This window comes from Nostoc sp. (assembly GCF_036917275.1).
Lineage (GTDB): Bacteria > Cyanobacteriota > Cyanobacteriia > Cyanobacteriales > Nostocaceae > Nostoc.
The window spans coordinates 202,428-215,403 of the sequence record NZ_JBALDF010000070.1 but is presented as its reverse complement, the minus strand read 5'-3'; the positions used below and the strand labels follow the sequence as shown (position 1 = coordinate 215,403).

The 12,976-nt window shown below is 42.7% G+C and carries 13 protein-coding genes and 1 pseudogene; 4 read left to right on the top strand and 10 right to left on the bottom strand.

Annotated elements, in window-relative coordinates; translation table 11 throughout:
• Positions 1-29: 29 nt before the first annotated feature.
• Positions 30-605: a leucyl/phenylalanyl-tRNA--protein transferase gene (gene aat, locus V7K35_RS27840; protein ID WP_335083478.1), complete on the bottom strand. Its 576-nt coding sequence runs from the start codon at positions 603-605 to the stop codon at positions 30-32.
• Between the two features lie 103 nt (positions 606-708).
• On the opposite strand from aat, the gene V7K35_RS27835 reads away from it, so the two are divergent.
• The gene (locus tag V7K35_RS27835; RefSeq protein ID WP_324978480.1) at positions 709-1,038 is read left to right on the top strand and encodes a hypothetical protein; all 330 of its coding nucleotides are present in this window, start codon (positions 709-711) and stop codon (positions 1,036-1,038) included.
• 48 nt (positions 1,039-1,086) lie between these two features.
• On the opposite strand, the gene rpsN is transcribed toward V7K35_RS27835, so the two are convergent.
• From rpsN to V7K35_RS27805, 6 genes are all read right to left on the bottom strand, one after another.
• Complete coding sequence (gene rpsN / locus V7K35_RS27830; protein WP_273762024.1) at positions 1,087-1,389, bottom strand: 30S ribosomal protein S14; 303 nt, start codon at positions 1,387-1,389, stop codon at positions 1,087-1,089.
• A 149-nt stretch (positions 1,390-1,538) separates the two neighbouring features.
• Positions 1,539-2,207, bottom strand: a complete 669-nt coding sequence (nth, locus tag V7K35_RS27825) for an endonuclease III (RefSeq protein WP_335083473.1) — start codon at positions 2,205-2,207, stop codon at positions 1,539-1,541.
• Positions 2,204-3,304 (bottom strand): RIP metalloprotease RseP, encoded by a 1,101-nt coding sequence (rseP, locus tag V7K35_RS27820; protein WP_335083471.1) that lies wholly within the window; start codon positions 3,302-3,304, stop codon positions 2,204-2,206. The genes nth and rseP overlap by 4 nt, the downstream gene beginning before the upstream one ends.
• Positions 3,305-3,483: 179 nt before the next feature.
• Positions 3,484-4,767 carry a serine--tRNA ligase gene (gene serS / locus V7K35_RS27815; RefSeq protein ID WP_335083469.1) on the bottom strand — a complete coding sequence of 428 codons (1,284 nt, stop codon included), beginning with the start codon at positions 4,765-4,767 and terminating at the stop codon, positions 3,484-3,486.
• Between the two features lie 193 nt (positions 4,768-4,960).
• Positions 4,961-5,299 carry a hypothetical protein gene (locus tag V7K35_RS27810; RefSeq protein ID WP_335083467.1) on the bottom strand — a complete coding sequence of 113 codons (339 nt, stop codon included), beginning with the start codon at positions 5,297-5,299 and terminating at the stop codon, positions 4,961-4,963.
• Positions 5,300-5,542: 243 nt separating this feature from the next.
• Complete coding sequence (locus V7K35_RS27805) at positions 5,543-6,121, bottom strand: DUF3611 family protein (RefSeq protein WP_334796633.1); 579 nt, start codon at positions 6,119-6,121, stop codon at positions 5,543-5,545.
• A 686-nt stretch (positions 6,122-6,807) separates the two neighbouring features.
• Between V7K35_RS27805 and V7K35_RS27800 the strand changes: the two genes are divergently transcribed.
• Both V7K35_RS27800 and V7K35_RS27795 read left to right on the top strand, forming a co-directional pair.
• Positions 6,808-7,155 (top strand): PadR family transcriptional regulator, encoded by a 348-nt coding sequence (locus V7K35_RS27800; protein WP_298913428.1) that lies wholly within the window; start codon positions 6,808-6,810, stop codon positions 7,153-7,155.
• 302 nt (positions 7,156-7,457) lie between these two features.
• Positions 7,458-7,988, top strand: a complete 531-nt coding sequence (locus V7K35_RS27795; protein ID WP_335083465.1) for a cofactor assembly of complex C subunit B — start codon at positions 7,458-7,460, stop codon at positions 7,986-7,988.
• A gap of 450 nt (positions 7,989-8,438) precedes the next feature.
• Here V7K35_RS27795 and V7K35_RS27790 read toward each other — a convergent pair whose 3' ends face one another.
• On the bottom strand, positions 8,439-8,756 hold the full coding sequence (locus V7K35_RS27790; protein WP_041566316.1) for a DUF3155 domain-containing protein: 318 nt from the start codon (positions 8,754-8,756) through the stop codon (positions 8,439-8,441).
• A 286-nt stretch (positions 8,757-9,042) separates the two neighbouring features.
• On the opposite strand from V7K35_RS27790, the gene V7K35_RS27785 reads away from it, so the two are divergent.
• Entirely contained in the window at positions 9,043-10,398 is a 1,356-nt protein-coding gene (locus V7K35_RS27785; protein WP_335083463.1) for a GAF domain-containing sensor histidine kinase, read from the top strand.
• A gap of 69 nt (positions 10,399-10,467) precedes the next feature.
• Here V7K35_RS27785 and V7K35_RS27780 read toward each other — a convergent pair whose 3' ends face one another.
• The gene (locus V7K35_RS27780) at positions 10,468-11,709 is read right to left on the bottom strand and encodes an S-layer homology domain-containing protein (protein ID WP_335083461.1); all 1,242 of its coding nucleotides are present in this window, start codon (positions 11,707-11,709) and stop codon (positions 10,468-10,470) included.
• Between the two features lie 386 nt (positions 11,710-12,095).
• Positions 12,096-12,743 (bottom strand): annotated as a pseudogene (locus V7K35_RS27775) (S-layer homology domain-containing protein); the annotation flags it as partial.
• Positions 12,744-12,976: the final 233 nt, after the last annotated feature.

Sequence of the window (12,976 nt, the reverse complement as noted above, 5' to 3'; positions counted from 1 at the left end):
AAACAGCTTAATAGGATATTATTCACCCTTTATATCAATAAACAACGACGTTGCAACGCTTGCTTAAGTAAATTTTGATATTCTTCATCCTCAACTCGATAAGCACCAAACCTCTCCAAATGAGGATTCATCATTTGGGCATCAAAAAACACAAATTTCCTCTGGCGCAATCTTTCCACCAACTTCACCATCGCTACCTTCGAGCCTTCAGTAATGCGGTAAAACATCGACTCTCCAATGAAAGCACCGCCAATAACAATCCCTAAAATTCCCCCAGCTAATTCGTCACCCTGCCAAGTTTCAAAACTATGAGCATAACCATTTTGGTAAAGTAGCCAGTAAATCTTTTGTAATTCTGGTGAAATCCAAGTTGTTTCGCGGTTAGCACATCCAGCCACCACAGCTTGGAAGTCCTGATTAATCGCCACACTAAAACGCTCTTGATTGATGACACGCTGCAAAGACTTGGGGTAGCGAAACCGCTCATCCAAAGGAATAAAAGTCCGATCGCGACTTCCGTACCAATTCAGGCGATCGCGCTCATCAGCCATGAGAAAATAGCCTTGTGCATAGCCCTCAACAATAGCGGCGATATCATATTGCATAAATAAATATAAAAAAACACTCTTAGAAACGCAATTTGATGCTACAAAGTCAACCTCAGCGTTCCTCTGCGTTTCCCTCCGCGTCCCTCTGCGTTAAAAAAAAATGACTCAACCAATTCCACCCATCACCCTACCACCCCCTGAAAACCCCCTGCTCGAAGGTGAATGGTTAAGAGAACGCTTACAACGGTGGCTAGATACAGAATTTATCCCCGAAGCAATCAACCAAAATATTGCTCAACGAGCCGCACAGATTTTTGTGCGTCAACGGATGGAAGGAGAAAACGACCTTGGTTCTCTGGTAATTGCCATTGTCACAGAGATGCAGTCCTATGATTTTTCCAATAGCTTCTATGGAGAGTTTGCGATCGCCAACGCCGTTAGCGATCTACTCTTAGAAAGTCTGGGAATTGATAAATGTTGCGGTCAATAATTTTTGTCATTAGTCCTTTGTTATTTACCAATGACTAATGACTGTTAATTACCAACTAGACTTAACAACTCCAGGCAAAAGACCTTCATGGGCCCATTCCCGCAGCACATTCCGAGACAGTCCAAAATCGCGGTAAACACCTCTAGAACGACCAGTCAACCAGCAACGGTTGCGGTGGCGGGTGGGCGCACTATTCCGGGGTAGCTGTTGAATCTTCCGGTGGATTTCCAACTTATCCAGGGGAGATTCTGCACTTCTGAACTCTTCTAGAAGAGCTTCCCGCTTGTCAGCATACTTTTCTATCAACCTGGTGCGCTTTTTCTCGCGCTCAATCAAGCTCTTTTTTGCCATACGATTTTTAATTGATTAAAAGACAGCATTTTCCATTCTACAGTCTCTCTATCAATTCTAGGGTTTTTGTGTTGCCTACTGGTCTGTCAGGCTGAAATTGACAGACATGGAGACACGAGACGAAGAGACAGAAATTACGCACTGAAAACCTACCCTACAACCACTGGTTTGTTCGCAGCAGGGCATAAATCAGCAAGCTCACAAGCCATGCAGGCAGGAGAGCGGGCTTTGCAAATCGCACGACCGTGATAAACCAGCCGAATTGACCAATTTTCCCAATCTGATTGCGGCAATAACCCGATTAAGTCTTGCTCAATCCGAACCGGGTCTTTTGCTTCAGTTAAACCCAAACGCTCGCACAGGCGCTTGACGTGAGTATCTACCGTCACCCCAGCATTAATGCCATAAGCATGAGCCAGAACTACATTTGCTGTCTTCCGCGCCACACCTGGAAGCTTTAACAACTGTTCCATTTGGTTAGGGACAACAGAGTTAAAGTCAGTGATAATCATCCGACAGGCGGCTTGAATGTTCTTGGCTTTATTGCGATAAAACCCAGCTGAACGCACCAAGGTTTCTAATTCTACCAAGTCAGCGATCGCTAAACTAGCAGCATCAGGAAACTTACCAAACAAAGCTGGTGTCACTTTATTCACCCGCTCATCAGTACACTGAGCCGAAAGAATAGTTGCCACCAACAGTTGTACTGGCGTTGAGTAATTTAAAGAGCAAGTAGCATCTGGATAAAGACGCTTCAGACGAGCTAAAATTTCTAGCGATCGTTTCTTTTTAGATAACGATTTACGGGTAGTACTCACTGGAACAATTTTTGTACCCACTCCAATTGGCTAGTTAATTGAGTAGTTTCTTTAACTATCAAGAAAATTCCTAGTCCTAAGAGTAACACCAAACCTGTTTGCATTACACCTTCTTGAATACGAGCAGGAACAGGCTTACCGCGCAAACCTTCAATCAGCAGAAAAGCGAGTTGTCCGCCATCCAAGGCTGGTAAAGGCAAAATATTGATAATAGCCAAGTTAATGCTGATAATTGCAGCAAAAGACAACAAGTTTATGGTATTGTCCTCAGCTAATTTTGCACCTATTTTGACAATATTAACAGGCCCAGAAACTTGTCCAGCAGTTTGTTGAAAGTTGGTAATTAACTGCCCAAAACCACTGAGTGTCCCAACAAATAATTGTTGAAACCGATTAGCGGCAATACCGAAAATTTCAAAAGGACTATTAGGACGGCGATAAACTGGTGTAGCATTTGGACTGAGTGCCACACCAACTACACCTTTGCCATCGGCTCCTAATTTTGGTGTTAATTTCAGGGTTTGTTGTTGATTTTCACGCAGAATTTTCAGTTCGATTTGCTGATTGGGATGAGTTTGAATTTCTTTAGTCAGCAAAGGAGTTGACTTGTCAGAAGCCGGGAGTTCTTGACCGTTAACAGCCAGAATAATATCTCCTTCCCGAATTCCTGCTTGGTAGGCAACAGATTCTTGATTAACAGGCTGTACGGCGACACCAGCTTTATAATTTAATTCTTTGGGAATGCCGACGATACCCAATTGCAGAACCAACACCAAATAGGCAAATATTAAATTTGCGATTACTCCGGCACTGATAACTATCGCCCGGTCTAAAACTGGACGGTTACGCAGCAGATTTGGGTCATTGGGTGGAACATCGCTATCTGGGTCATCATCGGGAAAGCCCACAAAGCCGCCCAAGGGAAAGGCGCGGATAGCATATTCGGTTTGTGAACCTTGGTACTTTAAAAGAACTGGGCCAAAACCCAAAGAAAAACGGTTAACCAGAATGCCTTGAGAACGGGCTGCAACAAAATGTCCCAACTCGTGTACCAAGATCAAAACAGCCAAGACTGCGATCGCTGCTAAAACTGACATAGAGTAAATTAGTGAAGATATTAAGCTATAGTTATATCCATTCTAATTGGGCATTTGGCATTGGGGAGCCACTGCGTTGTCCGGGTTCCCCGGCTTGTCCCTTGCGCGTCTCCCTTAGGAGAAGCAAGTGGCGTCATTGGGTATGGGGCATATTTCATGCCTGGTTCTAACATCTAAAGCTACAACTTTCCTCCCTGCTGAAAGTAAGGTTGCAACGCTTCTGGTATCCTCACCGTCCCATCAGGTTGTTGATAATTCTCCAAAATTGCTGCCATCGTCCGTCCTACCGCCAAACCTGAACCATTGAGGGTATGTACGAACTGAGTACCTTTCTTCCCCGCCTCCTTGAAGCGAATATCAGCCCGTCGCGCCTGGAAATCTATAGTATTGGAACAGCTCGAAATTTCGCGGTATTTGCCAGAAGAGGGCAACCAAACCTCTAAATCATAAGTTTTGCTAGAGGCAAATCCCAAATCTCCAGTACTTAAATTTACGACTCGGTAAGGCAACTGCAACGCCTGTAAAATTGCTTCTGCATTCCCCACCAATTTCTCCAGTTCATCAAAGGACGTACTGGGTTCGACAAATTTCACCATTTCCACCTTGTTAAATTGATGCAGGCGAATTAATCCCCGCATATCGCGCCCATAACTACCAGCTTCGCGGCGAAAACAGGGAGTAAAAGCACAGTGGTAAATAGGTAAGTTTTCCGCAGCGAGAATTTCACCCCGGTAGAGATTTGTAACTGGAACCTCTGCCGTGGGAATCAGCCACAAATCGTCATCAGCGCATTTAAAGCTTTCTTCAGCAAACTTGGGTAACTGACCGGTCGCCGTTAAAGACTCGGTATTCACTAACAGCGGCGGACTGACTTCCACATACCCAGCTTGAGTATGGAGAGTCAGCATAAATTGAATTAATGCCCTCTCCAATGCTGCACCAGCGCCTATCAATGTCACAAAGCGACTTTGGGCAACTTTTACAGCCCGTTCAACATTGAGAATACCTAGCTTTTCGCCGATTTCCCAGTGAGGAAGAATATTCAGATTTTGGGGAATGTACTCATCACCCCAACGGCGCACTTCTACGTTATCTTCCTCATTCTTTCCAAGGGGTGTAGAGTCGCTTGGTAAGTTGGGAAGTGCCAATACAAGTTGGGCAATTTCAGCTTTGAGGTTTTTTTCCTGGGGTTCCAGTTCGCTCAAGGTAGCTTTGACAGAGTTCCCTTCATCCCGCAAAGCTTGAATTTCTGGGTCTTGAGGATTGATCCCAGATTTAATCTTCTGCCCGACAATTTTACCGATTTCGTTGCTACGAGCTTGAAGTTGACTACGTGTCCCCTCTAGTTGCCGTTGTTGCCTATCTAATTGTAAAATCGGTTCAATGTCGTATTTACCATTACGACTATTCAATCGTTCTTGAACTAATTGCGGATTTTCCCGTATTTGCTTAATATCCAGCACAGATTTTTCTCAATTTTTAGCCTAAATTCTTCCTGTCAATACAGTTAACATATAAGCATTTAGCATATAGTAAATTTGCTTTGCTGTAACTGGAAAAACAAAGTTTATTGGAAAAATTAGTCTCAATCTCTAATCAAGATTTTACCCTAGCATCACTGCCAGGGCGAAGAAACCACATAATGCATTTGACTAATCATGAATTCTGATCTTGAGTTACTGTCGTTTCAGTAACCTGAGCAAGACTTTGACCATTACCATTATTGTTATCAGCGGCTGCAAACGTCCGTTGAGTGATATTCGCTGGTTCTTTATCATCTCTATTTTGTCCAGGTGAAGGTAACCAGTATGCAAGCACACCTGATAAACCACCCCAGTAAAGCGCAATATTCTTTTCGTCCCCTGGCGAGGCTAGCTTGAAAATGCACAGCCCCAACACGATGCTACTAAAGAAAACCTGTACGCCAAATCTCCATACGTCTTGATTAAATTTCTGTGCTGGTTGATTTTTCATAGTGTCAAATTGATTTTTCATGGTGTCAGACTTCCAAAAAAGGTACTTATCATCCCTGTGCTAGTTTTGGCATCACATACTAGAGGCTTATAGAGACGTGAAATTTCGCGTCTCGACAACAGGATTTTGATGACAAACCAACTAATCAAATTTAATGAAGGATTATAAGGATTATGTAGTTGTCTTCACACCCAGTTTTGTCCGTTTCGGAAAAGTATGATTAATTTCTTTTGACTCCTGAAAACTCAGCACTCAATACTCATATTAGGGTCGGTTAATCCGATTTAGTAGCCAAAGTGACGCAATAAGCCCTGCAAAATGCGCTGAGACAGTGTTGGTGTTTGCCTGTACCACAAGCATATCTAGACCGCTAATAATTCGGGTGGGGTCAAAAAGTTGCGTAGTTATGGCTTGGGGAGATATGGATCTTGCTACCAGTGTCCCAACGATCGCTTGCGCCCCCAAAAGAGTTACCAGCGTTCCCCCTAAATTCACCCACAGCCCTAACCGTAATACTTGCACAGTCTCGCTTTTGCGAGGGCGGTTGCTGGAATTGGAGGATTCCAATTGCTTGCCAATTCTAGTGTAACGGTAAGCTAAATAAATGCCCGCAGCCAAAATAACCAGTCCACAAATTGCTAAAAATACGCCAAAGCCAGTCCCAGGATTATTAGTAGGACTGCCAGTTCTTTGATTAAAGATGGCGAACAGCAGCACAATTATGCTAGAAACAACGCCTAGTACTAGCTGAATCCAGAAGCTAATCCAACCTGTAAGGCGAAAGGTTTGGGCAATCGCCCGGAGAGTTGAGGAAGATGATGGAGCATCGGGAGTCTGTGACATACTGTTCACCAATGTGCTGGGCGCTTTCAAAAGACACAAAAATACACAGAGAAGTCTGAGTTAAAAGCCTCAAATCAGAACTTCCAGGGGACACGGAAAGCCTTGTTGAGAGGTATCGCACTTTGCGTCTCTCCCTTTGCTAGTCTTTGCGTCTTCTTTGATAAATTTACTATTACACTTGCCAAATAAGACAAGAGATTCTCTTGTTGAGGAAATCAGAAATAGTTAATGCTTAAGTGTGTCCACAGGCGTAGCAGCTTTAACCCATATGCCTTCTGCTTAAGCTTTTAGAATCTACATTGGTAAAATCACTGGAAAACAAAGTGTTTCTTAAGTTTTACAGACAAAATTGCATTTTACCTGTAAGATTTCTTCGATGGCATTTTATTGCTTAAGCAGTTCTAACCAGTTAGGCATCACTTAATACCAAGATAGTGACTTCGCCACTGTCTGTTTGCTCCTCACCACACCGGATTGAGCTTGGGTAGGGGTACAGTATTTTGTGCCCCTAAAACTCGCAAACTCATCCCACAACTTCACAGGCGTGGGTAATTATTTGGTGTTTACGCTTTGGAAATCTAGTCTAAGTAGTTTTATATACATTACTCACTTAGCAGTAGCACTGTATACTGACTACAAGGAATATAGACCTTACCCTAAGGCATTTTTTTAGCCATTCATTAACCATGAAACTTGAGGATATATATCAATTTTTTGAGAATCCTCCGCCAACTTACCTTTGTCAGGAAGTAGCAGTTTGTTATATACTGTCTGTTTTGTTACAAGGTGAATCCTACGGAACTGAGTTGATTGAGCGATTAGAAACTGAATATTCCACCTATAGGCTTTCGGATACCGTACTTTATAGTGCAATCAAATTTCTGGAAGACCAAAAGGCAATCACTGGATATTGGAAGAAACTCGAAGGACGAGGACGCCCCAGGCGGATGTACCAAGTTTTTCCAGGATGGCAAGTTCAAGCACAGGATTTAGCTTTTCTTTGGCAAGACTACATCAACAGAAGGACAAAGTAACGAATAATTGATAATGAATAAGTCTCCTCCAGTCAATCAATTTTGGATTTTGGATTTCCGATTTAGGATTGACCCCGACCACAAGGGTATGGGGCTTGAGGATTTTAAATTGAGAATTTTGGATTTGTTCTGCCCACGCACTCCTACGGAGAAGCAAGCTAGCAAGAGCGGCACGTACCCCTACGGGGAAGCAAGCTACGCGTTAGCGTCTCCAAGAGTTGTGCGGTGCGGGGCATGAACCAAAAAATCTTTTATCTAAAATCTTTTATCTAAAATTCGTAGTCAAACACTAACAATTAGTTATGGATACTGCTATTCTGCCATCTACGTTCCTGCTTACCTTGTTGTTATCGGTTGGGCTGTTTTTCTTTATTCGTGCCTCGACTAAAGACCGCATAGAAACAGCACAACTGGTATCTGAACAAGACGAAGCGGCTTTAATGTCTCAATTAAAAGAGTATTTTCGCTCGCGGTCTTACCGAGTGGCAGCGGTAGACCGAGAACAAAACAAAGTGACTTTTGAAGGTAATGTTCGCCCCAGTTGGTTCTTAGCTATATTTTTAACTTTGCTGGCAGCGACTGGTATTGTTTGTCTATCACTAGTCGTTTCTCTGCTTTTTCCTAACCTCAGTACCCTTGTTCTGGCTATGGTACTCCTGTCGCCTTTAAGTGGTCTATTTTATTGGAAAAAATCTGGAAGACTTGAGAAGGTGTCGCTCAAAGTAGAAACAACTCAGAGCGAACAAACCTCTTCAAGTAAGATCACTGTAGTTGCCCATCGAGATGAACTCAGTGAGTTACAGAGAACTCTACAGCTCAAGGCTGGTGAATAATTCTTGGTTTGGGTGACCATCTCTTAACTATGATATGCAGACTTTTTACCTGACCTACTCTTTAATCAATGGAAAGTAGTCAGGAGGAAATCAAGACTTCTGCTTTGTCAATTTTCCCCACAACTTGTGTCGTGGGGAAAAATTTAAATTTATTAACTTAAATTTGTTGACAGAGCTTCCTTAACAATTTACGGTATAAGAGCGCAACTTCACTAGCGCTTTTAGACGCGCTTGGCTCTATACCCACTCCCTTTTGCATCATGAAACTAGCATCAATCCATGCAATCTAGCATGGTTTGAGACAAGTTGACTTTACAACTACTTGGACTAGCCTTAAAAAGCAAATCAGCTCCAAACTAAAAAAAAATTAAATTTTGCATAAACTTAGCAATTTTGCCAGTTAATGATAGTTAGGAGCCACATTCAATGCGTAAGATGACCATTTCTGGTTCACCGACTAGCTAAAGCAAGAGGTTCTTGACCTGGCGAAGGTTCTAACACCCTCAAGCTAGGAAACAAGAAATGGTTTTCCTCAACATATTGAGCACCAAAGAGTCCCTTTTCTGCCCAGAAATAACGGTCTGTGGTGTGTTCGTTTCGCTTTACGAGTAGCAAGGCCGGTGGCAAAATACCTTCAGCTTGAATGAATCTTCTCGCTGCTGTCACAGGCTTTTCTTCGCCACTTTCGATGCTATATTGAGGCACATGTTCCAAAATCCGCCGTCCTTCCTGACGACGACGACTTTTCCTTTTGCGTCTCCTTGCCAATCTATTGTCCTCCTCTTTCAAGCTATAGATTGTAGTGATAGCTACAAAATCAGTCGTCATTATATAAGTTCTAGTTCAAAATATCAATAGCTTTTAACCTTTTAATGCAAGAAAATTAATATCTTTGAAAATAGAGAAAACAAAACCACCTAAAAATATAATCCCTTGGTAGTAACCATCACTAAGAAGATTTTAGTTAAGCTTTATAAAATGAGTGAGGTAAAAACTAAGTATCCTCTCTTAACATCATGCCTCAAAATCTGTAATCTTGAGCAAAAGCTAAAAAATGTTAATGTCTGCCAGTTCCGATTTTCTGGCTCTGTGTCGAGAGCAAATAGCGCTGCTAACCCAAGGGCTGGGAGCAACTTTAAGTATTGTGTACCTCACACAAGAGTTGGTAGAGACTCCCTCAGGTGAGGCCAAACTGATTCCTGTGGTAATTTACCCAGAAACAGCATTATTACCGTCAGGGGAGGAGACTGCTGAAGCGACAGTACACAAGCAACTTCAAGTTGGAAATGTGTTTACATTACCCAATGATCAGAGAAAGTTATTAACAGCAGGAGCAGAATCTCCAACCTCGTCACAGGAGTCTGAAAGACCAGACGCATCTCAACCCCATTTAAAAGAAGAATACCTACTTAGTGGTAATCAAATTGTTTTACCTCTGGTTTATGAGGGGGTGATGATGGGGTTACTGGTGACGGGTAGGCAAGACCGGGCATGGAATGAACATGAGGAAAGTCAGATTCAACGGATAGCTCAAACACTGGCGATCGCTTGTATTTTAGATCAACGGCGGGCATGGTTTGAGCAACAATTGCGTGAGCAACAAATTCTCCAAGAAAAACAGGGGGATTTACTGGATAACCTGTTGCATCAGTTTCGCAACCCTTTAACGGCGTTGCGGACTTTTGGCAAACTGCTATTGAAACGGTTCCGGCCAGCAGACCCCAACCGAGATGTGGCAAATAGTATTGTGCGGGAAAGCGATCGCCTCCAAGAATTGCTGCAACAATTTGAGCAAGTAATTGATTTGACAGAGGCAGATTTAGCACCACTACATCTGGCGGAAAGTAAAGTATTTGTGGAAGCAACTGTCCAAAAATCCGCTAAACCGCCGCTATTATTGCCGGGAACGGGAGATAAAGCAGTTGACTGTTCGCTAGCAGATATATTAGAACCATTATTAATATCAGCTAAAGCAATCGCCCAAGAGCGAAAGCTAAAACTAATAACTGAAATTCAACAGAATTCACCTCTAGTTCGTGCCAACATCAAAGCATTACGAGAGGTCTTAACTAACATCATTGATAATGCTTTAAAATATACTCCTACTGGTGGCAAAATTTGGATTCAGGCGAGGCAAAAAAAAGCTAATTTTCAGGGAATTGTGATCAGTGACAATGGGCCGGGCATTCCACCCGAAGATTTAGAGCATCTTGGAGAACGGCATTATCGGGGTGTACAAGCGCAAACAGAAATCCCCGGCAGCGGTTTGGGGTTAGCGATCGCTAAACAATTAATAGAGCAAATGCAGGGCGAAATCGAGGTTTTCAGCCCTGCAATCAACTCTGAGCTAACTTTACCCGATGCGCCGGGGACTACGTTTATTATTTGGTTACCGGAAGTTGAAAATTAAAAGTTAGGAGTTGGGAGTTTTCAATTAAAAGGTCGTTTCAATTCACCACTCATAACTCCTCAGTCCTGATTATCTAAGTGAAACCAACAAGTTTTGATTAATCGTCATTTGTAAATCAGTATTTGGGTCAATGGCGATTAAGTCAACACTCTTCTTACCGAAGAACAGACCAACCAACGCACCGATACCAGCGCCACCCAAGACTTCTTCTGTGGCAATGGCGCGATCGCCTGTGACAACAGATATCGCAGTTGCTGCACCTGCGCCCAATACAGTATTCTTGATAATTGAACCAGTACTAATACCCTTCTTGACGGTTTCAGTTTTGGTAATCACTTCAGAAGTAGCGTTAAGCTGATACTCCTGACCATTGGTCAAAACCAGTTTTTCGGCAACGAATTGAGAACCGCCTGTAGCAGGTTTGAGTTGACCAATAACTTGACTACCAGCAGGAATCACTACAGATCCGTCTTGCGTAACCACGTTTTGGGATACAGTCAATGTCAAAGGCGCTGTTTCATCCTTTGTAACCAGAATTTTTTCTGCCTTGTCATACTTCACAGGAATAGCAGTCCCTTGGGCAATTGTGACTGATACAGGTGTTGGGGTAGTAGATCCGACAGCCACGACATAGGGCGAGTTAATTGCTGAGGCTTGATTAGAACTAACCAATGCTTGGTAAATAAAAGCTGCTACCTGGGCGCGAGTGGCGGTTGCAGTTGGATTCAGTAACTTCACATTCGGATAGTTGACCACAATTTGCTTCTGTGTTGCTGCGGCGATCGGGCTACGGGCATAGCTAGCGATGTTAGAGGCATCGTTGAAGTATTGCAGAGTGCTTTGGGTATTGCCGCTGGGACTATATTCCAGACCGTTAGCCAAAGAAACCAAAACCTGCTCACGGGGAATAGCTTGGTTAGGTTCAAAGCGATTTCCAGGATAACCAGATAAGAAACCAATGGCGTAAGCTTGCTCAATTGCACTAGATGCCCAATAGTTGCTGGGCACATCAGTAAAATTGATTGCCTGCCGTTGCTGTGTTTTTTGGAAGGCTTTGTTGACCATTGCGGCAAATTGAGCACGTGTCACCGCTTCTTCAGGGCGGAAGCTACCATCGGGAAATCCGGCAATTACACCTTGTTGAGATAATTGTTGGATAAATTGTGCCGCCCAATAGTTAGATGAAACATCAGAAAAAGTAGTTTGAGCTAAAGATGGCGAAGCTGTAATGAAAGGCGCTACAGTACCCACTGTGACGCTTAAAGCCATGAGTGCAGCTGTTCTAGATTGCCAACGATTTAAAGTAAACATTATTTTTAACTCCGGTACAATTAGTTTTTTTACTGTTAACTAATTAGACAATTTGCTGAAATATTAGGTTCCCAATTTTTTATATTTTTTGTAAATAATATTACCTAAGTAATACAGTCATAATTCCAAAATCTCTATCAAACGAACTAAGTAATAGCAGTAGTATAATCACCCTATTACTTTTGAGCGCAATTAAATAAGTATTCTAATAAATATCGATGCTGAGTAAGACGATTTAGAGGGAGAATGGTTGCTGTTAAATAAAATTTTTTACTATAAAAAATGAAGGCGATCGCTCACTATAGTTAAAGTGGCGATCGCCTATCATGGGTGATTAAAGTCACGACTTGAATTGAGTTACGACATAGGGCGAGTTAATTGCTGGGGCTTGAGACGACATAGGGCGAGTTAATTGCTGAGGCTTGATTAGAACTAACCAATGCTTGGTAAATAAAAGCTGCTACCTGGGCGCGAGTGGCGGTTGCAGTTGGATTCAGTAACTTCACATTCGGATAGTTGACCACAATTTGCTTCTGTGTTGCTGCGGCGATCGGGCTACGGGCATAGCTAGCGATGTTAGAGGCATCGTTGAAGTATTGCAGAGTGCTTTGGGTATTGCCGCTGGGACTATATTCCAGACCGTTAGCCAAAGAAACCAAAACCTGCTCACGGGGAATAGCTTGGTTAGGTTCAAAGCGATTTCCAGGATAACCAGATAAGAAACCAATGGCGTAAGCTTGCTCAATTGCACTGGATGCCCAATAATTGCTTGGCACATCACTAAAATTGATTGCCTGCCGTTGTTGTGTTTTTTGAAAGGCTTTGTTGACCATCGCGGCAAATTGAGCGCGTGTCACCGGTTCTTCAGGGTGGAAGCTACCATCGGGAAATCCGGCAATTACACCTAGTTGAGATAATTGTTGAATAAATTGTGCCGCCCAATAGTTAGATGAAACATCAGAAAAAGTAGTTTGAGCCAAAGATAGCGGGGAGCATCCCACTTTGATGAGTTTATCTTGCAAACGGTAAGTCACTTGCCCACAAACAAAACCTCCCGACTTAGGCTCTACATAAGTTTGCGTTGGCGGATTTTGTTTATCTAACCGCGATTTCCAATCGCCAGATATTTTTTTGAGAGTGGAATGCTTACTTAAAAACTCGGAGTCTGCAACAATATCGTGAGATCCCTTAACATCTACTTTAGAACTATTGATGTAGATATTATAATCATAAATCACGTTTTCATTTTTATTGTTACCGTTAATAT